Annotated in this window: 22 protein-coding genes; 16 read left to right on the forward strand and 6 right to left on the reverse strand. The window is 73.0% G+C overall.

Features of this window, described 5'->3' with window-relative positions:
* The first annotated feature begins 19 nt into the window (after window positions 1-19).
* The 3 genes from ACIPUC_RS21730 to nudC are packed head-to-tail and all read left to right on the forward strand — an operon-like array spanning window position 20 to window position 6132.
* Window positions 20-3727, forward strand: a complete 3708-nt coding sequence (locus ACIPUC_RS21730; protein ID WP_446591420.1) for a UvrD-helicase domain-containing protein — start codon at window positions 20-22, stop codon at window positions 3725-3727.
* A gap of 10 nt (window positions 3728-3737) precedes the next feature.
* The gene (locus ACIPUC_RS21735) at window positions 3738-5150 is read left to right on the forward strand and encodes a dipeptidase (protein ID WP_446591422.1); all 1413 of its coding nucleotides are present in this window, start codon (window positions 3738-3740) and stop codon (window positions 5148-5150) included.
* A 31-nt stretch (window positions 5151-5181) separates the two neighbouring features.
* A complete protein-coding gene (gene nudC / locus ACIPUC_RS21740) occupies window positions 5182-6132 on the forward strand; it encodes an NAD(+) diphosphatase (RefSeq protein ID WP_446591424.1) in 951 nt (316 codons plus the stop codon).
* Window positions 6133-6181: 49 nt separating this feature from the next.
* Here nudC and ACIPUC_RS21745 read toward each other — a convergent pair whose 3' ends face one another.
* On the reverse strand, window positions 6182-6442 hold the full coding sequence (locus ACIPUC_RS21745; protein ID WP_362295934.1) for a mycoredoxin: 261 nt from the start codon (window positions 6440-6442) through the stop codon (window positions 6182-6184).
* Between the two features lie 168 nt (window positions 6443-6610).
* Here ACIPUC_RS21745 and ACIPUC_RS21750 point away from each other — a divergent pair, with 168 nt between their 5' ends.
* The 5 genes from ACIPUC_RS21750 to ACIPUC_RS21770 all read left to right on the forward strand — a co-directional run bounded on the left by ACIPUC_RS21750 (window position 6611) and on the right by ACIPUC_RS21770 (window position 10500).
* Complete coding sequence (locus ACIPUC_RS21750) at window positions 6611-8782, forward strand: ATP-dependent DNA helicase UvrD2 (protein WP_446591426.1); 2172 nt, start codon at window positions 6611-6613, stop codon at window positions 8780-8782.
* Window positions 8783-8949: 167 nt separating this feature from the next.
* A complete protein-coding gene (locus ACIPUC_RS21755; protein WP_446591428.1) occupies window positions 8950-9288 on the forward strand; it encodes a hypothetical protein in 339 nt (112 codons plus the stop codon).
* 195 nt (window positions 9289-9483) lie between these two features.
* Window positions 9484-9855: a WhiB family transcriptional regulator gene (locus ACIPUC_RS21760; RefSeq protein WP_328927527.1), complete on the forward strand. Its 372-nt coding sequence runs from the start codon at window positions 9484-9486 to the stop codon at window positions 9853-9855.
* Window positions 9852-10181 carry a hypothetical protein gene (locus ACIPUC_RS21765; protein ID WP_446591430.1) on the forward strand — a complete coding sequence of 110 codons (330 nt, stop codon included), beginning with the start codon at window positions 9852-9854 and terminating at the stop codon, window positions 10179-10181. The genes ACIPUC_RS21760 and ACIPUC_RS21765 overlap by 4 nt, the downstream gene beginning before the upstream one ends.
* A 112-nt stretch (window positions 10182-10293) precedes the next feature.
* Window positions 10294-10500: a hypothetical protein gene (locus tag ACIPUC_RS21770; protein ID WP_443300865.1), complete on the forward strand. Its 207-nt coding sequence runs from the start codon at window positions 10294-10296 to the stop codon at window positions 10498-10500.
* 14 nt (window positions 10501-10514) lie between these two features.
* Here ACIPUC_RS21770 and ACIPUC_RS21775 read toward each other — a convergent pair whose 3' ends face one another.
* Both ACIPUC_RS21775 and ACIPUC_RS21780 read right to left on the reverse strand, forming a co-directional pair.
* Window positions 10515-11843 (reverse strand): ABC1 kinase family protein, encoded by a 1329-nt coding sequence (locus ACIPUC_RS21775; protein WP_446591431.1) that lies wholly within the window; start codon window positions 11841-11843, stop codon window positions 10515-10517.
* A 73-nt stretch (window positions 11844-11916) separates the two neighbouring features.
* Window positions 11917-13059 (reverse strand): ThiF family adenylyltransferase, encoded by a 1143-nt coding sequence (locus tag ACIPUC_RS21780; RefSeq protein ID WP_446591433.1) that lies wholly within the window; start codon window positions 13057-13059, stop codon window positions 11917-11919.
* A 144-nt stretch (window positions 13060-13203) separates the two neighbouring features.
* Between ACIPUC_RS21780 and ACIPUC_RS21785 the strand changes: the two genes are divergently transcribed.
* The 4 genes from ACIPUC_RS21785 (at window position 13204) to ACIPUC_RS21800 (ending at window position 17115) form a co-directional block, all read left to right on the forward strand.
* Window positions 13204-13824 (forward strand): M48 metallopeptidase family protein, encoded by a 621-nt coding sequence (locus ACIPUC_RS21785; RefSeq protein WP_446591876.1) that lies wholly within the window; start codon window positions 13204-13206, stop codon window positions 13822-13824.
* A 143-nt stretch (window positions 13825-13967) separates the two neighbouring features.
* Entirely contained in the window at window positions 13968-15641 is a 1674-nt protein-coding gene (locus ACIPUC_RS21790; RefSeq protein WP_446591435.1) for a TerD family protein, read from the forward strand.
* Window positions 15642-15661: 20 nt separating this feature from the next.
* Complete coding sequence (locus ACIPUC_RS21795) at window positions 15662-16342, forward strand: AIM24 family protein (protein ID WP_446591878.1); 681 nt, start codon at window positions 15662-15664, stop codon at window positions 16340-16342.
* Between the two features lie 17 nt (window positions 16343-16359).
* Window positions 16360-17115: an AIM24 family protein gene (locus ACIPUC_RS21800; protein ID WP_446591437.1), complete on the forward strand. Its 756-nt coding sequence runs from the start codon at window positions 16360-16362 to the stop codon at window positions 17113-17115.
* A gap of 64 nt (window positions 17116-17179) precedes the next feature.
* Here ACIPUC_RS21800 and ACIPUC_RS21805 read toward each other — a convergent pair whose 3' ends face one another.
* Together ACIPUC_RS21805 and ACIPUC_RS21810 are read right to left on the reverse strand one after the other, a co-directional pair.
* Window positions 17180-17704 (reverse strand): NUDIX hydrolase, encoded by a 525-nt coding sequence (locus ACIPUC_RS21805; RefSeq protein ID WP_446591439.1) that lies wholly within the window; start codon window positions 17702-17704, stop codon window positions 17180-17182.
* A complete protein-coding gene (locus tag ACIPUC_RS21810; RefSeq protein ID WP_446591440.1) occupies window positions 17701-19107 on the reverse strand; it encodes a zinc-dependent metalloprotease in 1407 nt (468 codons plus the stop codon). The genes ACIPUC_RS21805 and ACIPUC_RS21810 overlap by 4 nt, the downstream gene beginning before the upstream one ends.
* 268 nt (window positions 19108-19375) lie before the next feature.
* Between ACIPUC_RS21810 and ACIPUC_RS21815 the strand changes: the two genes are divergently transcribed.
* From ACIPUC_RS21815 to ACIPUC_RS21830, 4 genes are all read left to right on the forward strand, one after another.
* Window positions 19376-20497 (forward strand): SDR family oxidoreductase, encoded by a 1122-nt coding sequence (locus ACIPUC_RS21815; protein ID WP_446591879.1) that lies wholly within the window; start codon window positions 19376-19378, stop codon window positions 20495-20497.
* Between the two features lie 240 nt (window positions 20498-20737).
* Entirely contained in the window at window positions 20738-21199 is a 462-nt protein-coding gene (locus ACIPUC_RS21820) for a molybdenum cofactor biosynthesis protein MoaE (RefSeq protein WP_446591442.1), read from the forward strand.
* A gap of 145 nt (window positions 21200-21344) precedes the next feature.
* Window positions 21345-21542: a hypothetical protein gene (locus ACIPUC_RS21825; protein ID WP_446591444.1), complete on the forward strand. Its 198-nt coding sequence runs from the start codon at window positions 21345-21347 to the stop codon at window positions 21540-21542.
* Window positions 21543-21627: 85 nt separating this feature from the next.
* Window positions 21628-22719, forward strand: a complete 1092-nt coding sequence (locus ACIPUC_RS21830) for a YlbL family protein (RefSeq protein WP_446591446.1) — start codon at window positions 21628-21630, stop codon at window positions 22717-22719.
* 21 nt (window positions 22720-22740) lie between these two features.
* Here ACIPUC_RS21830 and ACIPUC_RS21835 read toward each other — a convergent pair whose 3' ends face one another.
* The gene (locus tag ACIPUC_RS21835) at window positions 22741-23310 is read right to left on the reverse strand and encodes a PPA1309 family protein (protein WP_446591448.1); all 570 of its coding nucleotides are present in this window, start codon (window positions 23308-23310) and stop codon (window positions 22741-22743) included.
* Window positions 23311-23336 lie beyond the last annotated feature (26 nt).

Genomic DNA, 23336 nt, shown 5'->3' on the forward strand with positions numbered 1-23336 from the left:
GGGCGGCTAGCCTTTTGAGGTGTCCGCGCGTCCGTCCGTCCTCACCGACCCCGAGCAGCTCAAGGAGCTCCTCGGCATCCCCTTCACGCCCGAACAGCTGGCCTGCGCCACCGCACCGCCCGCCCCCCAGGTGATCGTCGCGGGCGCCGGATCCGGCAAGACCACCGTCATGGCCGCCCGCGTGGTCTGGCTGGCGGGCACCGGCGCGGTCGCGCCCGAGCAGGTCCTCGGCCTGACCTTCACCAACAAGGCCGCCGGGGAGCTGTCCGAGCGCGTACGCACGGCACTCGCGCGGGCCGGCATCACCGACCCGGACCCTTCCCCCGTCGAGGCCGGGGCCGGCGCGGCCGGCGGCGAGCCGCGCATCTCGACGTACCATGCCTTCGCCGGCCAGCTCCTCAAGGACCACGGCCTGCGCATCGGCCTCGAGCCCAGCTCCCGCCTCCTCGCCGACGCGACCCGCTTCCAGCTCGCCGCCAAGGTGCTGCGCGAGGCCCCCGGCCCCTACCCCTCGCTCACCAAGTCCCTCCCCGACCTGGTCAGCGACCTGCTCGCGCTCGACGCGGAGCTCTCCGAGCACCTGGTCGAGCCGGAGCGCCTGCGCGCGTACGACACCGATCTGCTGAACACCCTCGCCGACGCGAAGCTCACCAACGAGGACCTCCGCAAGGTTCCCGAGGCCGTGCGCGGCCGCCTCGAACTGCTCGAGCTCGTCGCCCGCTACCGCACCGCCAAACGCTCCCGCGACCTCTTCGACTTCAGCGACCAGATAGCCCTCTCCGCGCAGCTCGCCACCACCCGGCCCGAGGTCGGGGCGCTGCTGCGCGAGGAGTTCCGGGTGGTCCTGCTCGACGAGTACCAGGACACGTCCGTCGCGCAGCGGCTGCTGCTGTCCGGGCTGTTCGGCGGAGGCACCGGGCACGCGGTGACCGCCGTCGGCGACCCCTGCCAGGCCATCTACGGCTGGCGCGGCGCGTCCGTGGCCAACCTCGACGACTTCCCCGTGCACTTCCCGCACGCCGACGGCGCCCCCGCCACCCGCCTCTCGCTCAGCGAGAACCGGCGCAGCGGCGGCCGCCTGCTCGACCTGGCCAACGGGCTCGCCGCACCGCTGCGCGCCATGCACGAGGGGGTGGAGGCGCTGCGCCCCGCGCCGGGCGCGGAGCGCGCGGGCTCGGTACGGTGCGCCCTGCTGGAGACCCATGCCGAGGAGCTGGACTGGCTCGGGGACTCCGTCGCGCACCTGGTCCGCACCGGGACGGAGCCGGGGGAGATCGCCGTGCTGTGCCGGTCCGCCGGGGACTTCGCGCGGATCCAGGCCGTCCTGGTCGCCCGGGACGTGCCGGTGGAGGTGGTCGGCCTGTCCGGGCTGCTGCACCTGCCGGAGGTCGCGGACCTCGTCGCCGTCTGCGAGGTCCTCCAGGACCCGGGCGCCAACGCCTCGTTGGTCCGGCTGCTCATCGGCCCGCGCTGGCGGATCGGCGCGCGCGACCTGGCCCTGCTGGGGCGCCGCGCACGCCTGCTCGTGGGCCGTTCGCCGGCCGGCGCGGACGGGGACGCGGACCCGGACGGACGCCTCGCGGCGGCCGTCGAGGGTGTGGACCCGGCGGAGATCGTGTCGCTGGCCGACGCGCTGGAGACGTTCCTGGACGGGGCGGGCCAGTCCGACGACGGGCTCCCCTTCTCGGCCGAGGCCCGGGTCCGCTTCGCGCACCTCGCGCAGGAGCTGCGCGACCTGCGGCGGTCCCTCGCCGACCCGCTGATGGACGTACTGCACCGGGTGCTGGCCGCGACCGGCCTGGAGGTGGAGCTCTCGGCCTCCCCGCACGCGCTGGCGGCCCGCCGCCGGGAGACCCTGTCGAACTTCATGGACGTGGCCGCGGGCTTCGCCGCCCTGGACGGCGAGGCGACCCTCCTCGCCTTCCTGGCCTTCCTGCGCACGGCGGCCCAGTACGAGAAGGGCCTGGACCACGCCCTGCCGGGCGGGGAGAACACGGTCAAGGTCCTGACGGCCCACAAGTCGAAGGGCCTGGAGTGGGACGTGGTCGTGGTCCCCGACCTCTGCACGGGCGCCTTCCCGAAGGAGAAGGCGCCGGAGGCCTGGACCTCGTACGCGAAGGTGCTCCCGTACGCCCTGCGCGGCGACGCGCCCACCCTGCCCGGGGATCCGGCCTGGACCTCGGCCGGGCTGAAGTCCTTCAAGACGGCCCTGAAGGACCACAAGTCCGTGGAGGAACTCCGCCTGGGCTACGTGACCTTCACCCGCCCGCGCTCCCTCCTCCTGGCCTCGGGCCACTGGTGGGGCCCGACCCAGAAGAGGCGCCGCGGCCCGTCGCCGTTCCTGCAGGCCCTGTACGAGCACTGCGCGGCCGGGTTCGGCGAGATCGAGGCCTGGGCGGACGAGCCCGCCCCGGACGCGGAGAACCCGGCCCTGTCCGCCGAGTCCGCCGGGGACCACTCCTGGCCCCTCCCGCTGGACCCGCAATCCCTGGCCCTGCGCCGTTCGGCGGCCGCCCTGGTCGAGTCCTACCTCGCGGCCCCCGCCCCACCGGCGGAGGACCCCTACCTCTGGCCCCCGTCCTGCGAGGACCCGTCCTACGAGGACGAGCCCTGGCCGGCCGACGACCCCTGGCCGGCCGACGACCCCTGGCCGGAGGCCGCCCCCTGGGCCGATGCGCCCGGCCCGGCCGGGCCGTCGGCCTCCGGCGACCCGGACCCCGCCCACGGCGACGACCTGTGGCCGCAGGCCGACCCCTGGGCTCCCGCCCAGCCCCGGTCCGCCGAGCCCGGCCCCGGCCCCCGCATCGCGGCCGCCGGCCCGACCCCGCACGGGGCCCGCGGCAGCGCCCCGTACGACGACGACCTGTGGCCTGAGGCCGGCCACTGGGCACCGCCTGGGCCCCGCCACGGCGACGGCGCAGCCGTGCCCGCGTCCGGGGGACAGGCCGCGGACACGCCCGGCCCCGGCGCGCCCGGCGCCACCCCGAGCCCCGCCGGAGGCGCACCGCTCACCCCCGAGGACGCGCGGGCCGTGGCCTCATGGGACCGGGACCTCGACGCCCTGGAGGGCGAGCTGCGCCGCGCCCGCGCAGCCGTCCGCGACGTCGAACTCCCGGCCGCCCTGTCCGCCAGCCAGCTGCTCCGGCTCGCCGCCGACGAGCAGGGCTTCGCCCGCGACCTCGCCCGCCCCATGCCCAAGCCCCCGCAGCCCGCCGCCCGCCAGGGCACCCGCTTCCACGCCTGGGTCGAGTCCCGCTTCGACGAGCTCCCGCTCCCGCTCCTCGACGTGCTCGACCCCGCGACCGAGCTGCCCGGGTCCGACCAGGAGGTCGCCGACGAGGCCGACCTCGACTCCCTCAAGGCCGCCTTCGAGCGGAGCGAGTACGCCGACCGGCCGCCCCACCGCATGGAGGCCCCGGTCCAGCTCACCCTCGCCGGCCGCGTCATCCGCGGCCGGATCGACGCGGTCTACCGCACGGACACCGGCTACGAGATCGTCGACTGGAAGACCGGCCGCACCACCGAGGCCGACCCCCTCCAGCTCGCCGTCTACCGCCTGGCCTGGTCGGAAGCCACCGGCACCCCGCTCGAACACGTCACCGCGGCCTTCCTGCACGTCCGCAGCGGCCGCGTGATCCGCCCCCGGAACCTCCCCGACCGCGCCCGCCTTGAGCGGATCCTCCAAGGCAAATCGGACACCGACGGTGACCATCAGGCGGACAGCTAGGCTCGGGGTCATGAGCGACACCCCGCCGGACAGCGTCGTCCGTACGTACATCGACACCCACCGCGCCGCCTTCCTCGACGACCTCGCCGAGTGGCTCCGCATCCCCTCCGTCTCGGCACAGCCCGAGCACGCGGGCGACGTCCGCCGCAGCGCCGAATGGCTCGCGGCGAAGCTCAAGGAGACCGGCTTCCCGGTCGCCGAGGTCTGGGAGACCACCCTGCACGGCGCCCCGGCCGTCTTCGCGCACTGGCCGAGCGAGGACCCGGGCGCGCCCACCGTCCTCGTGTACGGGCACCACGACGTGCAGCCCGCCGCCCTCGCCGACGGCTGGCACACCGACCCGTTCGACCCGGTGGTCAAGGACGGCCGCATGTACGGCCGCGGCGCCGCCGACGACAAGGGCCAGGTCTTCTTCCACACCCTCGGGGTACGCGCCCACCTGGCGGCCACCGGCTCCGCCGCCCCCGCCGTGAACCTCAAGCTCCTCATCGAGGGCGAGGAGGAGTCCGGCTCCCCGAACTTCCGCTCGCTCGTCGAGGCCCGCGCCGCCGAGCTCGCCGCCGACGTCGTGATCGTCTCCGACACCGGCATGTGGTCCGAGACCACCCCCACCGTCTGCACCGGCATGCGCGGCGTGGCCGACTGCGAGATCGACTTCCACGGCCCGGACCAGGACATCCACTCCGGCGCCTTCGGCGGGGCCGTGCCCAACCCGGCCACCGTCGCCGCCCGCCTGGTCGCGGCCCTGCACGACGACGGCGGACGGGTCACCATCCCCGGCTTCTACGAGGGCGTCGCCGAGCTCACCGACGCCGAGCGCGCGCTGATCGCCGAGCTCCCGTTCGACGAGTCCGAGTGGCTCCGTACCGCCAAGTCCCACGCGGCCGCCGGCGAGGCCGGGTACTCCACCCTGGAGCGCGTCTGGGCCCGCCCGACGGCCGAGGTCAACGGCATCGGGGGCGGTTACCAGGGCCCCGGCGGCAAGACGATCGTGCCCGCCTCCGCGCACCTGAAGCTGTCGTTCCGCCTGGTGTCGGGGCAGGACCCGTACGAGGTCGAGGCGGCCGTCAGGGACTGGGTCGCGGCACGCGTCCCGGCCGGAATCCGCCACTCCATCACCTTCGGCGCACCGACCCGCCCGTGCCTGACCCCGCTGGACCACCCGGCGCTGCAGTCGGTCGTACGGGCCATGGGCCGCGCCTTCGGCCAGAAGGTCCGCTTCACCCGCGAGGGCGGCTCGGGACCCGCGGCCGACCTCCAGGACGTCCTGGGCGCGCCCGTCCTCTTCCTCGGGATCTCGGTGCCGTCCGACGGCTGGCACTCGCCGAACGAGAAGGTCGAGCTGGACCTGCTCCTCAAGGGCGTCGAGACGACCGCCTACCTCTGGGGCGACCTGGCCGCGTCCCACCGCACATCCGCCTGACGCCCACCTGCCTGTCCCACCACCGGGGGAGTTGGAAGTACCCGTGAGCATCCATACCGAGCGCCCGCTCTCGCTGACCGCGCCCAGCGGCATAGACCGCGCCGCGCACCACCGCCTCGACGAGGCCTGGCTGGCCGCCGCCTGGAGCCACCCGACGACCCGCGTCTTCGTCGTCTCCGGCGGCCAGGTCCTGATCGACGACACCCCCGACGGGGGCACCGGGATCGTGATGACCCCGGCCTTCGAGGCCCCGGTCACCGAGACGCACCGCTACTTCCTGGGCACCGACGAGGACGGCGTACGGTACTTCGCGCTGCAGAAGGACTCGCTGCCGGGCCGCATGGACCAGTCGGCCCGCGCGGCCGGCCTGCGCGAGGCCGGACTGCTGCTGTGCCCGCGCGACGCGGGGCTGATGGTGCACGCGGTGGCGCTGGAGAACTGGCAGCGGATGCACCGCTTCTGCTCCCGCTGCGGCGAGCGCACCGTGGTCGCGGCCGCCGGGCACATCCGCCGCTGCCCGGGCTGCGGCGCGGAGCACTACCCGCGCACCGACCCGGCCGTGATCATGCTGGTCACGGACGAGCAGGACCGCGCGCTGCTGGGCCGCCAGGTGCACTGGCCGGAGGGCCGCTTCTCCACGCTCGCGGGCTTCGTCGAACCGGGCGAGTCGATCGAGCAGTCGGTCATCCGCGAGGTGTGGGAAGAGGCGGGCGTCAAGGTCGGCGAGGTCGAGTACGCGGCCAGCCAGCCGTGGCCGTTCCCGTACAGCCTGATGCTGGGCTTCACGGCCCGCGCCACCACCTCCGAGATCACGGTGGACGGCGAGGAGATCGAGGAGGCCCGCTGGTTCTCCCGCGAGGACCTGCGCCAGGCGATCGAATCGGGCGAGGTCCACCCCCCGTCGGGAGGCATCTCCATCGCCGCGCGCCTGGTCGAGACCTGGTACGGCGAGCCCCTGCCGAAGCCCGGTCCCGCCGCCTGACACCGAAAGGCCCCCGCCTCGGCGGGGGCCGCTCTGTTCAACGAGGGGGTCAGACGGCGAGGGCCTGCTTGACCTGGGCGAGCGAGGGGTTCGTCATGACGGACTCGTTGCCCGCGGGGGACTTCACGAGGACGGTGGGGACCGTCTGGTTGCCGCCGTTGGCCTTCTCCACGAACGCCGCGGACGCCGGGTCGAGCTCGATGTTGATCTCGTTGTACGCGATGCCTTCCCGGTCCAGCTGGGTCTTCAGCCGACGGCAGTAGCCGCACCAGGTCGTGCTGTACATCGTGACGGTGCCCGTGTCCTGCATGCTGCGCTCTCCTTCGTGGGGCCTCGGTGGTCCGAGTAGTCGAACGTACGGGATACCCCGGCCATTCCCGCAGTCGCCCACGTGTGCCCCTCCCGATAAGTACTACGCATACGGGCGGCCTGTGGACAGGTTTCCCGCCCGCCCCACGAGACCTGGCAGCATGGCGGGGTGACAGCAGCAACGCACTCCTCATCCTTCGCCGGTTCCGTCGACCCGGCCGACGCGGTGCTCCTGGGCCTGGACCCGGAGCAGCGCGAGGTCGCGACGACCCTGCGCGGGCCCGTGTGCGTGCTGGCCGGCGCCGGTACCGGCAAGACCCGCGCGATCACCCACCGCATCGCCTACGGGGTCCGGTCCGGCCAGCTCATGCCGGCCAGTGTGCTGGCCGTCACGTTCACCAACCGGGCCGCCGGCGAGATGCGCGGCCGGCTGCGCGGCCTCGGCGCGGACGGGGTCCAGGCCCGGACCTTCCACTCCGCCGCCCTGCGCCAGCTCCAGTACTTCTGGCCCAAGGCGGTCGGGGGGGACGTCCCCCGGCTCCTGGAGCGCAAGATCCAGTTCGTGGCCGAGGCCGGCGCGCGCTGCCGCATCCGCCTCGACCGCGGCGAGCTGCGCGACGTCACCGGCGAGATCGAGTGGGCGAAGGTCACCCAGACCGTGCCCGCCGACTACCCGGCGGCCGCCCTCAAGGCGGGCCGCGAGGCACCCCGCGACCTGGCGGAGACCGCCCAGATCTACGGGACGTACGAGCAGCTCAAGCGCGACCGCGGCATGATCGACTTCGAGGACGTGCTGCTGCTGACCGTCGGCATCCTCCAGGACCGCCACGACATCGCCGAGCAGATCCGCGCCCAGTACCAGCACTTCGTCGTCGACGAGTACCAGGACGTCAGCCCCCTCCAGCAGCGGCTGCTGGACCTGTGGCTAGGCGAGCGCGACAGCCTCTGCGTCGTCGGCGACGCCAGCCAGACGATCTACTCCTTCACCGGCGCCACCCCCGACCACCTGCTGAACTTCCGCACCCGCTACCCGCAGGCCACCGTGGTCAAGCTGGTCCGCGACTACCGGTCCACCCCCCAGGTGGTCCACCTCGCGAACGGGCTCCTGAACCAGGCCAAGGGGCGGGCCGCCGAGCACCGGCTCGAGCTGGTCTCGCAGCGCGAGCCCGGCCCCGACCCGGTGTACGCGGAGTATGCGGACGAGCCCGCCGAGGCCGAGGGCGTCGCCCACCGGATCCGGGACCTGATCGCGGCGGGCGTCCCGGCCGGCGAGATCGCCGTGCTCTACCGCATCAACGCCCAGTCCGAGGTCTACGAGCAGGCCCTCGCCGACGCCGGGGTGCCGTACCAGCTGCGCGGGGCCGAGCGGTTCTTCGAGCGGCAGGAGGTCCAGAAGGCGATCCTCGCGCTGCGCGGGGCCGCCCGGTCCGGGGGGAACGACCCGCTGCTCGACGATGTCGTCGAGCTCGGATCGCAGGTCCGCGCCGTGCTCAGCTCCACCGGCTGGACCACCGAGCCGCCGGCCGGCTCCGGCGCCGTGCGCGACCAGTGGGAATCCCTGGCCGCGCTGGTCCGGCTCGCCGAGGACTTCAGCCGCGCCCGGCCCGGCGCCACCCTGGCCGACCTCACGATCGAGCTGGAGGAGCGCAAGGCCGCCCAGCACGCCCCGACCGTCCAGGGCGTCACCCTGGCCTCGCTGCACGCGGCGAAGGGCCTGGAGTGGGACGCCGTGTTCCTCGTCGGCCTCACCGACGGCATGATGCCGATCACCTACGCCAAGACCGACGAGCAGGTCGAGGAGGAGCGCCGGCTGCTCTATGTCGGCGTCACCCGGGCACGGTTGCACCTGGGCCTCTCCTGGGCGCTCTCCCGGGCTCCGGGCGGCCGGGCCTCCCGACGCCCCAGCCGCTTCCTGAACGGGCTCCGGCCGGGCTCCGCGGCCCCGGGGAGCGGGTCGGGCGGCGCGGCCGAGCGGGCGGCCGCCGTCCGCAAGCGCGGCCGCCGCGGGCCGGCGCTCTGCCGGGTCTGCGGCAAGACCCTGACCGAGGCGGGCGAGATCAAGCTGATGCGCTGCGAGGACTGCCCGTCCGACATGGACGAAGGGCTCTACGAGCGGCTCCGCGACTGGCGCGCGGTCCAGTCGAAGGAGCAGGGCCTGCCCGCTTTCTGCGTCTTCACGGACAAGACGCTGATGGCGATCGCGGAGGCCGCGCCGTCCGAGGCGGGGGAGCTCTCGATGATCTCCGGCGTGGGTGGACGGAAGCTCGAGCGGTACGGAGCGGACGTGTTGGCCATCTGCGCAGGTCAGGAGCCTGAGGCTGCGGAGTCTGACGACGCGTAGAAACTCGTCGGAAAAATAGTTTGCACATGCCCAGCCAATCCCCATAGGTTCTTAGCAACGGAAACGGTGGCTTCTCCGAAGCCCAGGATCCGTGCTGTACTTATCCGAATACGCATGGGACAGGCCCCCGGGCCACGTCCCCGAGACGCCGAGAGGAGGCGAGACCAGTGACCAGCTTCATGACCTTCACCAAAATGACCGATCGCTCCGTCGACGCCTCCTGCCTGCTCGGTTCCGTCTCCCTCCGGGGTACCGGTGTGTCCGCGATTTCCGCGGCCAGCCCCGCCCTGCTGGCGACCCTTCCGGTCAGCGAGCGCAATGAGCGACCGACCCAGGCACCGGTGGCAGTACTGGCAGCAGAAGCTCAGGCGCATGGCGCCTACGGGTTCGCCGCCGCAGCCGGTGCCGCCAGTGCCGGACTCAAGCGCCAGACGAAGCAGACGAAGCAGCAGCACCACCTGATGTGGGCCTTCCGCGGGCTCGAACCCTGGAGTGATCCAGCCTGATCGCATGATCTGGCCGGCGCCTTCAGGGCCGCGGAACCCCACCCGGGATCCGCGGCCCTTCTGTTTGTCCCCGAACGGGGGCGACACAGCGAAGGTGCCTCGGGACTGGCAGAGCCAGTCGGTGTGAGGACAGCCCAGCCGAACCCGGCCGACCGGCCGGAACGACTAGCCGAACAAGACGAGGAAGAAACCACCGTGCAACTCGAAGCGCACGCCCCGTCCGTACCGCAGACCCAAACGATCTCCCCGCCCGCAGTCCCGGAGGACCACACCTTGACCCCGCTCACCGCGCTGACCGCGCTCGACGACGCCATCGAGAACCTCGGCGTTCCCGTTCCCTGCCGCACCTTCGACCCCGAGGTCTTCTTCGCCGAGTCCCCGGCCGACGTCGAGTACGCCAAGTCCCTGTGCCGGACCTGCCCGCTGGTCGAGGCCTGCCTCGCCGGGGCGACCGAGCGCCGCGAGCCCTGGGGTGTCTGGGGTGGCGAGCTCTTCGTCCAGGGTGTCGTCGTCGCCCGGAAGCGTCCGCGTGGCCGCCCGCGCAAGAACCCGGTTGTCGCGGCATGACCGCCAACGGAACCATCGACCGCCCCCTCACGCACGACCCCCTGAAGCAGGCCCTCATGACCGCCCACTCCACGAGCGAGCAGCCGCACGGCGCCGCCCACGCAGACTTCATCACCGCCGGCGCGATCACCTCGCGTCAGAACAGGACCCGCGAAATGCAACTCATCCCAGAAGCCCTGGCTCGTGCCCATATGGACGACCGCATGCGTGAGGCCGACGCCGAGCGTCACGCCCTGCGCCTGGTCGCCGCCCGCCGCATGCAGCGGCGAGCCGAGCGCGTCTCGCTGCGCGCCCGGCGTGCGCTGGCCATGGCCGTCATGCACTAAGAGGCATGCGGTAGCAGCAGAGAATCAGTCCCGGGGGGACCGGTCCGAACGGACCGGTCCCCCCGGTGCGTTGCGAGGGGCTGTCCACCCCGCACGGCGATATCGTCTGGAGGTGGACCAGCCGACTCCCCACCCCGCCCAGCCGGGACCCGAGACCCAGCCCGTCGTCTGCGCGCGCTGCGGCGCCCGCTCTCCCGACGGCGCCCCGATCACCTGGACCTGCTCGGTGGAGAACGGGACCAGACAGTACTTCTGCGTCGACTGCGCGCGCGCCCATCTCCGGTCGATCGAGGGCAGGCTCGACTCCTCCTGGTGGTGACGGGGCCCCGCCCGTCACTCCTCGGGGGCGAACCCCGGCAGCCAGGTGTCCAGTTCGTCACGCAGCCGTACGGTCGCGCCCAGCTGGCACAGCACCCCGATGGTGCTCAGCGTCACCCGGTGGATCAGCAGGTACGAGGGCGGCAGGTTGATCTGCCGGCCCAACTGATGCGCGGGGGAACGGGGATCGGCGATCCGCGCCGCCTGACCGCGCAGCCACGGCCGGGTGAAGGTGAACTCCTCGGCCTCGGCGGGCTCGATGATCGGCTTGAGGTAGTCCAGCACCGCGTCGGGGTCCAGTTCGATGGACTCCTTCACGAACCCCTCGGCGCACAGGTGCCCGTAGACCCCCTCGGCATCACCGTCCAGCGTCAGCCGCAGCGACCGGCCGATGGGCTTGGGCCAGCCGCCTGGCAGCCGGTCCACCGTGCCGAAGTCCAGGACGCCCAGCCGCATCCGGCCGTCCGCCCCCGATATCAGCCGGAAGTTGCCCGGGTGCGGATCCGCGTGCAGCAGCCCGGTGCGCGCGGGCCCGGAGAAGAGGAACCGGGCCAGCAGCTGTCCTGCGCGGTCGCGCTCCTCCTGCGTGCCGTCGGCTATCACCTCCGACAGCGGCGTTCCCTCCAGCCACTCGGTCACCAGCACCTGGTCGCCCTGGTGCACGACGTCCGGCACGACGACATCGGGGTCGTCCACGAACGCGTCCGCGTGCGTCCGCTGGGCCTCGGCCTCCAGCTCGTAGTCGAGCTCCTCGGCGACCCGGTCGCGCAACTCCTTGATCAGCGGCTTGATCTCCATGCCGGGTATCAGCGGGCCCAGCAGCCCCGCGAACCGGCTGAGCTGCTTCAGGTCCGACAGCAGTGCCTCCCCGGCCCCCGGGTACTGGACCTTGACCGCCACCTGCCGGCCGTCGTGCCACACCGCCCGGTGCACCTGCCCGATCGAGGCCGCCGCGGCCGGCTTGTCCTCGAACTCCTCGAACAGGTCCCGCCAGTCCGCGCCCAGCCGGTCCGCGAGCACCTGGTGCACCGTGGCCGCCGGCAGCGGCGGGGCCGCCTCCTGAAGCTTGGTCAGCGCCGCCCGATAGGGTCCCGCGACCTCCTCGGGCAGGGCCGACTCGAAGACCGACAGGGCCTGCCCGAACTTCATGGCACCGCCCTTCAGCTCCCCGAGGGTGCGGAACAGCTGCTCGGCGGTGCGCTGTTGAAGCTCACGCGCCACGATCTCCGCCGACTTGCCGCCGATCCGCTTGCCGAGCCCCCAGGTGGCCCGACCCGCGATGCCCAGCGGCAGCGCGGCCAGCTTGACGGTACGGGTGACCGCCTTCCGGGGAAGATCAGACATACGCCCCTCCATGTCCCAGACAGCTGCGCCGCAAGCGGCGGTTCGGGAATGCCCCTCCAACGCACGCATCCTGTCATGGCCCTCCCGGAGGGTTCCCTCCCGATCCTTCCCCGGCGCCCCGGGACACCGCCGGACGGCCGGCGCTCGCACCGCAGGGGCAGTCGGGATGGGGCCGCAGCGGGGTGTGCTGCCAGTGCAGACCCGGGAGCGCGGCCTCCCAGCGGGCAGCGGTGGAGGCGGGCAGCTCGCCGTCGAGGAAGGACAGCGCGTGGGCCGCGGCCAGGCCGGCCACGGCCGTGGACAGGCCCAGGTCGCAGGCGGCGCTCGTCCGGCGGCGGTGGGCCGACCGCCACTGCACGAGCATCCGCGGCCAGGCGGGATCCCGGTCCACGCGGTCGCGCTCCATGCACCCGGCGCACGCCGTCGCCCCGGGCAGTACCAGCGGCCCCACCAGCCCCGTGCCCTCCAACACCCCCGCGTACAGGTGGGGGATGCCCGCGGCGACCCAGGCGGCCGCGGTGTCCGGATCCGGGGCCCAGGCGTGCAGTCCGTCCCGCGGAGCGACCACCACCAGGGCGAGCCCCGGCTCCGGCCCCTCGCCCTGCCCGGTGCGCGGGGCGCGGCCCGGGGCCGACTCGCGCACCAGTCCGCCCGCCGCCTCGGCCCGCAGCCGGCCGACGCTCCCGGGCCCGAGCCCGCCCGGGGCCACGTCCCCCGGCTCCACCCGGCCGCCGTCGAGCACCTCGACCCCGCCCACGCCGGCTCCCGCCAGGACCGAGGCGATCAACGCGCCCACCCGGCCGCTCCCGCGCACCTGGACCCGTATCGCCCGGCGCGCGGCGATGCCCCGTAAATCCCCGCCCGGTTCACGGTGGACCAGGGAGAGAGAGCCCAGATCGGGTCCCAGCCGCTCCAGGGTCTCCGGCCGCTTGCGGACGGCCTGGGCCCGCGGGCCGCCCGCCGTGGCGTCGTCGATCAGCCCGGCCCCGGCCAGCCGCCGGACCAGCTCGTCCGCCTGCCCGTCCGGCAGCCCCATCCCGGAGGCCTCGGCCCGCAGCAGCTCCATCCGCCGCGTCCCGTCGATCCGGTCGATGAGCGCGCCCGTCGCCGTGTCGACCGGGCCGAGCACCACCGCGTGCGCGGGGGTCACCCCGAACTGCACCGTCTGCAGATCCCGCCAGGCCCGTGCCAGCGCCGGCTTCACCTTCGGATACACGGCCGTCCCCCTCGATTCCCCGTGCGGCACTCGCACCGCCCCTTTTTCCGTTCCTCCGCAACCCTGCCCGCCCGCCGCATTCCGTGCAGGAATTTGTCCACAGGCAGGGCCTATTAGGCATATGAGATGGAGAAATCGGGCGTCATGAAGGCCGACCGCGCATCGATCACGTTCGAACCCCGGACGGACGGGACTTCCGCGACGGGTTCCGGGTACCGTCGTGGCGTGTCCGCCGACCCATCGCAGCGCGCCGTCGAAGTCCGCCGGAGCGCGCGCCGCCGCAGGACCGTATCCGCCTACCGCGAGGGTGACCGTACGGTCGTCCTGATCCCTGCCCGGATGTCGGAGGCCGAGGAGCAGCGCTGGGTGGGCGTCATGCTCGACAAGCTGGCCGCCCAGGAGAGCAGGCGCACCCTCGGGGACGCGGAACTGACCGAGCGCGCCGAGCGTTTGTCCGAGCAGTTCTTCGACGGGCGGGCCCGCCCCCGCTCCGTCCGCTGGGTCACCAACCAGAACACCCGCTGGGGCTCCTGCACCCCGGCCGAGGGCAGCATCCGGCTCTCGCACCGCCTCCAGGGCATGCCGGAGTACGTCGTCGACTACGTCCTCCTGCACGAGCTGGCGCACCTCCTCGTGCCGGGCCACGGCCCCCGCTTCTGGGAGCTGCTGGAGGCGTACCCGCGGACCGAGCGGGCCCGCGGCTACCTGGAGGGGATCGTCGCCGCCGAGCGCCTCCCGAAGGTTCCCGCCACCCGGGACGAATGACCCGGCACGGCTCAATGCGACCCGCACGGGCCGTCACGCACGGTGATATGTACCGGGTCGGTACCGACTTGGCCGGATGTCGGCCGTTGCCGATAGCCTGAGCGGCACGCATTCACAGTCGGGATGGGGGACGGTCGTTACGTATGGCAAGGGAATTCCAACGGGGCCACAAGGCCAAGATCAGTGATCTGACGGCGGGTACCGATCTGTACGTGGGTGTCCAGATCGCCGGGCCCGGACTCACCTTCGACATCAGCTGCTTCGGCCTCGACGCGAACGAACAGCTGTCGGACGACCGCTACTTCGTCTTCTTCAACCAGCCGAAGTCGCCCGAGGAGTCCATCCAGCAGCTCGGCGCGCAGGCCGGTGACACGGAATCCTTCCGGGTGACCCTGGACCGCGTGCCCGCGTCCATCCACAAGCTGTCCTTCACCGCCACCCTCGACGGCGCCGGCCAGATGTCGCAGATCGGCCCGGGCTACATCCGGATCGTGGCGGGCGGCGAAGAGGTCGTCCGGTACGCGTTCAACGGCTCGGAGTTCACCACCGAGCGGGCCGTGATGCTCGGCGACTTCTACCTCAAGGACGTGTGGCGCTTCGCCGCCGTCGGCCAGGGCTTCGACGGCGGACTCGACGCGCTGCTCCGGAACTTCGGCGGCGAGGTCGCCGAGGAGCAGCAGCCGCAGCAGCAGGCGCCGGCCGCCCAGGCAGGGGCCGCACCCGGGTTCGCCCCGCCGCCGCAGGCGGCCGCTCCGGCCCCGTCGTTCGGCGCCCCGGCTCCGCAGGCCGCGGCTCCGCAGCCCCCGGCTCCGCAGCCCCCGGCTCCGCAGCCCCCGGCTCCCGCGCCCTCCTTCGGCGCGCCGCCCGTGCCCGCCCCGGCCGCGCACGCCCCGGCTCCCGCCCCGCACCCGCAGGCGTACCCGCAGCACACCGCGCCCACCATGGCCGCGCCGATCGCCGCCCCGCCGGCCCCCGCGCCGTACGGGCAGCCGCCCCAGCAGCCCTCGTACGGCCAGGTCCCCCCGCCCGCCGCGGCCCCCGCCCCCTACGGGCAGCAGCCGGGCTACGGCCAGGTCCCGGGCCAGCAGCCGCCCGCCTACGGGCAGGTCCCCGGTCAGCAGCCCGGCTACGCCCCGCAGGCCGCCGCGCCCGCAGGAGCAGGCCTCGCCGCAGCCCTCCAGCCGTACAAGGAAGCCCCCACGGGCGCCCGCTGGACCCCGCAGAACCAGCAGCTCATGCGCGTCGACCTGGCCATGGGCGGCCAGGCCGTCCTCGCCCGCCAGGGAAGCATGGTGCTGTACCAGGGCAAGGTCGACTTCAGCTACAAGGGAGCCGGCTTCGCCGGGCGCATCGTCGGCAACGCCACCGGCCAGGAAATGCAGCTGATGCGCTGCACCGGCCGCGGCCAGGTCTTCCTCGCCGAGAACGGCGCGCACCTGCACTCCATCGAGCTGCAGGGCGACGGAATCTGCGTCTCCGCCGAGAGCGTCCTCGCCTTCGACGAGTCGCTCCAGCACGAGGTCCGCCGCATCGAAGGCCACGGGATCCCCGGCGGCGCCCTGTTCACGATGCAGTTCCAGGGCACCGGCACGGTGATCGTCAAGACGCACGGCGTCCCGGTCGTCCTCCCCGTCACCCCGACCACCTTCGCGGACAGCAACGCCATCGTGGCGTGGTCCGCCGCCTCCCAGGTGATCATTTCCAGCCAGGTCCGGCTCCGGCGCAACGCCTACCCCGGCCACAGCGGGGAGACCGTGAACCTCCAGTTCCGCGGCGCTCCCGGCAACTTCATCGTCGTCCAGCCGTACGAGGTCTGAGGGAGCCCGACATGAACGCAATGAACCAGCAGCTCGCGGGCTACGCCCCGACCCCCGTCACGGCCCGCATGGAGAACCACGGCCGGGCCATGCTCAAGGTCGCCATGCAGAGCGGCCAGGACCTCTTCGCCCGCACCGGCTCGATGGTCGCCTACGAGGGCTTCGTGCAGTACGAGCCCAACCCGCCGGCCGTGCGCCAGATGGCCTCGCAGTGGCTCACCGGCGAAGGCGCGCCGCTGATGAAGTGCACCGGCGACGGTCTGCTCTACCTCGCGGACTACGGCGCGGACGTGGTCGTCATCAACCTCAACAACGACTCGCTCTCCGTCAACGGCACCAACCTGCTCGCCTTCGACGCCCACCTCCAGTGGGGTGTCGAGCGGGTCAAGGGCATGGCCAAGTTCGCCGGCCAGGGCCTGTTCAACGTGCAGGTCGCCGGTACCGGCTGGGTCGCGATCACCTCGCGCGGCACGCCGATCGTCGTCGACTGCGGCCGCGGCGACGACGAGACGTACGTCGACCCGGACGCGCTCGTCGCCTGGTCGCCGAACCTCAAGGTCAAGGGCAAGCGCAGCTTCAAGGCCTCGTCGATGATCGGCCGGGGCAGCGGGGAGGCCTACCAGATGGCCTTCTCCGGCCAGGGCATCGTCGTCGTACAGCCCAGCGAGGACAGCACCGACCGGCTCCGGGTCCGGGGCTGAGGGGGAGCGGACACATCATGCAGAGCGCACTTTTCGCCCACGCCGAGGCGCAGTCACAGGACCGGTACACCGTCCAGAACCCGCAGCTGCTGCGGGTCTCGCTGACCGGCTCCGACGACGTACTCGCCCGCAAGGGCGCCATGGTCGCCTACCAGGGGATCATCGACTTCGACGGCGAGTACCAGAGCAGCAGCCAGCGCAACGCCCGCCGCCGCACCGGCGAGGGCCTCGACCTCATGCGCTGCTCCGGGCAGGGCACGGTCTACCTCGCCAACCTGGCCCAGTACGTGCACGTCGTGGACGTCGACCAGGACGGGCTCACCGTCGACAGCAGCTACGTCCTGGCCCTGGACTCCACCCTGCACACCGAGGTCATCGCGGTGGACAGCCAGTACGGAATCTCCGGGTCCGGCAAGTACCAGCTCAACATCTCCGGCCGCGGCAAGGTCGCCCTGATGACCTCCGGGCAACCGCTGATGCTGCAGGTCACGCCCGACAAGTACGTCAACGCCGACGCCGACGCGATCGTCGCCTGGTCCACCTCGCTGCGGGTGCAGATGCAGGCCCAGACGCACTCCACCGGAGTCTGGCGGCGGCGCGGCAACACCGGCGAGGGCTGGGAGCTGAGCTTCCTCGGCACCGGGTACGCCCTCGTGCAGCCCAGCGAGGTGCTGCCGCCGCAGAACGCCCAGATCGGACAGGGCGCCGCCGCGCAGTTCGGCATGGGCCAGCACGGCGCGCACGCGCAGAACCAGAACAACGCCTGGAACTAGCCGTTCCAGGAGGTACGGCGAAGGGGCGGCCCCGAGCAGGGGCCGCCCCTTCGCCATACCGGGCTCACAGCCGGGCCAAGGCCGCCTCCAGGAGCCGTACGACCGAGGTGTCGGCCACCGCCGCCACCTCCTCGTACGGGAACCAGCGCAGGTCCAGGGACTCCTCGCTGATCTCCGCCACCGCCCCGGCCGGCGCCAGCGCCGCGTACTGCACGTCAAGGTGCCAGTTGCAGGGCGCCGGGATCGGATGCCGGTCCAGGCGCACCGGACCGCCGGGCAGCAGGCTCAGCCCGGACGCGATGCCCGACTCCTCGCGGGCCTCGCGCAGCGCCGCGTCGGCGAGGGTGTCGTCGCCGGGCTCGCAGTGGCCGCCCATCTGCAGCCACATGCCGAGCTTCTTGTGCAGGGTCAGCAGGACGCGCCCCCGCTGCGGGTCGATCACCAGCGCGCTGCCCGTGACATGCCCGGCCCGGCAGGGCTTGTAGACCCCGTCCGGATGCGCGGCCAGGTGCTCCAGGTAGACATCGCGCAGCTCGGGCTGGCCCTCGTAGCCCTTCAGTACGAGGACCGCGTCGTCGTGCAGGCTCACTTCTTCTCGTCGCCGTCCTCGTCGCGCTTCTCGGCGGCCTCGCCGAGCATCTTGTCGATCTCCGAGAAGTCCAGCTGCTCCCGGTGCACGAACCCGTCCGGGTCGTCCAGGTCGGAGGCCGTCGGCAGCATGTCCGGGTGCTCCCACAGACCGTCGCGGCCGTCCACACCCCGCGCGTCGGTGAGCGAGGCCCACAGCCGCGAGGCATCGCGCAGCCGGCGCGGGCGCAGTTCCAGGCCGATCAGCGTCGCGAAGGTCTGCTCCGCCGGGCCGCCGGAGGCACGCCGCCGGCGCATGGTCTCGCGCATCGCGTCCGCCGAGGTCAGCCGGGGCTTCGCCGCCTCGTGCACCACCGCGTCGACCCAGCCCTCGACCAGCGCGAGCGCCGTCTCCAGGCGGGCCAGGGCGGCCTTCTGCTCGGGGGTGTCCTGCGGCTGGAACATGCCGCCCTGGAGCGCCTCCTGCAGCTGCTCCGGGTTGGACGGGTCCAGCTGCCCGACCACGTCCTCCAGCTTGGAGGTGTCGACCTTGATGCCGCGCGCGTAGCCCTCGACCGCGCCGAACAGGTGCGAGCGCAGCCACGGCACGTGCGCGAAGAGCCGGGCGTGGGCCGCCTCGCGCAGGGCCAGGTACAGCCGCACCTCCTCGGCGGGGACGCCCAGGTCCTTGCCGAAGCTCTCGATGTTCACCGGCAGCAGCGCGGCCTTGCCGGCCGGACCCAGCGGCAGCCCGATGTCGGTGGAGCCGACGACCTCGCCCGCGAGCACGCCCACGGCCTGACCGATCTGCTGGCCGAACATGGCCCCGCCCATGGAGCGCATCATGCCGAGCAGCGGGCCCGCCATGGCCTGCATCTCCTCGGGCAGGACCCCGCCCATGGCCGCGCCGACCCGCTCGGCGACCGGGTCCACGAGCTCCTTCCACACCGGGAGGGTCGCCTCGACCCACTCGGCGCGGCTCCACGCCACGGCCGTGGTGGCGCCCGAGGGCAGCGAGGTCGCGCCGTCCAGCCAGTGGTCGGCGAGGCGCACGGCCTCCTCCACGGCGGACTTCTCGGCGACGCCGACACTGGTGTCCTTCACGCCGTCCGCCGTGCCCTGCGCGACGGTCTGGCGGGCGATGTCCTTGGCCATGTCCCAGTTCACGGGACCGCCCTCGTAGCTGAGCATCTGGCCGAGCTGCTGGAAGGCCGCACCGAGGTCGTTCGGGTTCATCGAACCGAACATCGCGGCGAACGGATTGTCCGCACCGCCCGGGCCGCCGGCGCCGCCCGGCAGGCCCATGCCCGGGAACCCGAACGGATTCGGGCCGCCCTGACCGCCCTGATGGCCCTTCCTCTTGCCCTCGTCGCCGTTCTCCGGCTCCTCCGGCGGAAGGCCGAATCCGAATGGGGTGTCACTCACGGGTTTCCTCGGCTCGTAGGGCCGCCGGCGGGAGCCGGCGGGCAATGGTCCCGACAACACCACCCAGCGTAGACACCACACCCGCTTCGGGGCTCGGTGCTCCGCCGACTCCTGGGCTGCGGCAGGATGGACGTCACCTGGTAGGTACGCGTCACGGCGCGTCCCTACTGAAGACAACCGCTGGAGACGCCTGGTGAGTTCCCCGGATCCGCACGCTTTGGGCAAACACAGCTCGGAAAAGCCCGGTCGCGCGCCGCACGACGCCGAAATCCGCGCCGAGCACGGCGAGGACGTCCCCGGCGTTCGCCAGGCGCGAAACCAGGCCGGCCCGTCACGGCGCAGCCCCGTGATCGCCGTGACCGGCGCCGCGTCGGGCGTCGGCGCGGCCCTGGTGAACCGGCTGGCCGCCTCCGACGAGGTCAAGCAGGTCGTGGCGATCGACGAGCGGCGCGGGGACTGCGCCGCCGCGCAGTGGCACGTCCTGGACGTACGGGACCCCGCCATCGCCGAGAAGCTGCGCGGTGCGGACGTGGTCGTCCACCTCGCCCTCGACCTGGACCTGGAGACCGATCCGGCGGCCCGTACGGCGTACAACGTGCGCGGGACCCAGACCGTGCTGACCGCCGCCGCGGCGGCCGGGGTCCACCGGGTCGTCCTGTGCACCTCCGCGATGGTCTACGGGGCCCTGCCGGACAACGACATCCCGCTCTCGGAGGACTCCGAGCTGCGGGCCACCGCCGAGGCGACCGGCGTCGGCGACCTGCTGGAGATCGAGCGGCTGGGGCGGCGGGCCCCGCGGGCGCACCCCGGCCTGAACGTCACGGTGATCCGCCCGGCGGTCCTGGTCGGCGGTACGGACACCGCCCTGACCCGGTACTTCGAGTCCCCGCGCCTGCTGGTGGTCGCCGGGTCCCGCCCCACCTGGCAGTTCTGCCACGTGGAGGATCTGGTCAGCGCGCTGGAGTACGCGGCCCTGGAGAAGGTCGAGGGCGAGCTCGCGGTGGGCTGCGAGGGCTGGCTGGAGCAGGAGGAGGTGGAGGAGCTGAGCGGCATCCGCCGCATGGAGCTCCCCTCGGCGGTCGCCCTGGGGGCCGCGGCCCGGCTGCACCGCATCGGCCTGACGCCGTCCCCGGCCGGGGACCTCGCGTACACGATGCACCCGTGGGTGGTTAGCGTCAGCGGGCTGCACGCGGCGGGCTGGCGGCCGCGCTGGACCAACGAGGAGGTGCTGGCGGAGCTCCTCCAGGAGGTCGCGGGCCGGCACACCGTCGCGGGGCGCCGGCTGGGGCGCAAGGACGCCGCCACGGCCGCGGGTGCGGCGGGTGCGACCGTGGCTCTGCTGGGTGCGGCTGCCGCGGTGCGCAGGGCTCGCAAGCGGCGCGGGATCTGACCCTGCCGGGTCGGGCCCCGCCGCGGTGCGGCGCCGTTGCCGGGCTCCGCCCCGGACCCCGCGCCCCAAACGCCGGCGGGGCTGGATGGCGCCGGGCGGCGCCGGCGGATTTCGGGGGCTTCGGGGCGGGTGTGAGGGCGCTGCCACCTGGGGGTTTCTGTAGGAGGCTCCCAAAGGGGCCGGTCCGGCACGGGCGAATCAGCTATTTCGCCTTGTCAGCGGCTAGGGCACGATGAAGACATGGCACCGCACTTCGATCACCCCGGCGAGCAGGCCGCGCAGGACCCGATCCGGCTGCTCGCGATCCGTGAGACCCCCCTCTCGATCGACGAGGTCTTCCAGGCCGTCGGCGACGACGCGACGGGCGGGACGACCCTCTTCGTCGGCACGGTGCGCAACCACGACAGCGGCGCGGACGTCGACTCGCTCGGCTACTCCTGCCACCCGACGGCCGAGGCGGAGATGCGCCGGGTCGCCGAGCGGGTCGTGGCCAAGTACCCGGTCCGCGCGCTGGCCGCCGTGCACCGCGTGGGCGACCTGGCCGTCGGCGACCTCGCGGTGGTCGTCGCCGTGTCCTGCCCGCACCGCGGCGAGGCCTTCGAGGCCTGCCGGATGCTGATCGACGACCTCAAGCACGAGGTCCCGATCTGGAAGCACCAGACCTTCGCCGACGGCACGGAGGAATGGGTCGGCGCCTGCTGAACCCCCGGTCGCGGAGCGCCCCCCGGAAGGGGGTAGCCTCGCACCCGTTCGGCCGCGCAACACGCCCTCGATTTGCGTAACCCCCTCCCGGGCATGAGCGTTGAAGCCACCAACGACATGTACTTCGGGGTAGGGAGACAGGCCCATGGCGTCTCTGGCGTGGTTGCTGATTCCGCTGTTCGCCGCGATCGGCGCGGGCATATGGGGCAGCTGGGCGGCACGCGACCGCACTCAAGGCGACATATCCGAGCTCGCGGGCTACGCGCGGTTCCGCGAGGCCATGGGCAACACCGAACAGTCCAGGGCGAAGGCACAGGCCCACTCCGGCTCCGACGCCGTCTGAGATTCCCCTGAGAGTTCCGCGTACGGACCCCGTACGGACCGGCCCCAGCGGCCGCCCGTCAGGGCCGTCCCGTACTGTCGGATCCATGCCACGCCGCACTGCGACGATGCTCGCTTCCACCCTGGTGCTGTTCGCGCTGCTCTGCGCAGGAGTGTTCATCAAGGTCCCGTACTCCGAGATGAGCCCCGGCCCGACCGTCAACACGCTGGGGGACTCGCACGGCGAGCCCGTTCTCAACATCTCGGGGCGCAAGACGTACCCCACCAGCGGTCACCTCAACATGACGACGGTCCGGGTCACCGGCGCCGACTACGACATGAACCTGCTGGAGGCGGTGTACGGGTGGCTGGCCGACGACAACATCGTCGTGCCGCACGAGAACCTCTACCCGAACGGCAAGACGGACGAGGAGTCCACCCAGGAGAACGCGGAGGAGTTCAGCCAGTCGCAGCAGAGCGCCAAGGTGGCGGCCCTCAAGCAGCTCGGCATCCCGGTCTCCGCCCGCGTCATCGTCGCCTCCGTGGTCAAGGCGAGCCCCTCCGAGGGCATCCTGCACGCCGGTGACGTCATCAAGGCCGTGGACGGCGCCCCCGTCACCGCCCCCGAGGACGTCGCGAAGCTCGTCACCAAGCACAAGCCCGGCGAGCCGGTCGAATTCACCCTCGTGCCCGCCGCCGAGGCGGCCGAGGCCGCGAAGGCGAACCGCGAGCCCACCGGCACCACCAAGGTCACCATCACGGCGGGCAAGGCGGAGGGCGACGGTCACGCCATCGTCGGCATCCGGGCCGGTACCGACCACACCTTCCCGTTCACGATCGACATCAAGCTCGCCGACGTCGGCGGGCCCAGCGCCGGTCTGATGTTCGCCCTCGGCATCGTCGACAAGCTCACCCCGGAGGACCTGACCGGCGGCAAGTTCGTCGCGGGCACCGGCACCATCGACTCCGCGGGCAAGGTCGGCCCGATCGGCGGCATCCAGATGAAGACCATCGGCGCCCGGCAGGCCGGCGCCCGGTACTTCCTGACGCCCGCCGAGAACTGCGCCGCCGCGGCCGCCCACGTGCCCGACGGGCTGACCCTGGTGAAGGTCTCCACCATCGGCGACGCCACGCAGTCGCTGGAGAAGATCAGCAAGGGGGACACGGCCGGGCTGCCGCAGTGCGCGGCCAAGCCCTGACCGGCCGGTCCCCGAACACCTCTAGGAGAAGGTCGCCGCCAGGGCCTCCGCCAGGCCGGGCACCAGGCCCCCGCCGGTGAGGACCTCGGTCGAGGAGTCCTTCTCGCGCAGCCGTACGGCCGACTCCCGCGACCCGTCGCGCAGCACGGCCACGGTCAGCCGGACCTCCTGCCGCTCCGGGTGACCGGCGACCCACTTCGCCAGCTGCTTGTCGTTCAGCCCCTCCGGTACGGAGGCCTCCGCGGACGGCGGCAGCATCAGCCGCTCCACCGTCAGCGCGCAGCCGACGACGGCGTCGGGCCAGGCGATGGTGCCCAGGAACTTGTCGAGGGGCGTCCCGGCGGGCAGCTCGTCCTGCTCGATCGGGGTGAGGGAGGTCTTGCCGGCGTCGTCCTGGTCGAGGCCGAGCTGGCCGGCGAGGCGCGGTTCCTGCTTCTTGAGCTTGGCGGTGTCGACGAGGGCGAACAGCCGGGCGGGCTGGTCCCAGCCGAGGCCGGCCGCGTACTCGTCGATCTCGAGACAGGCCCGGGTGAGCGGGCTGGCCGCCATCGGCGTGCCGGGGGAAGGCGAAAGGTTGGACATGGACAACATCCTGCCTCCTTTCCACCGGATACCGG

Source organism: Streptomyces sp. LARHCF249, assembly GCF_052871255.1.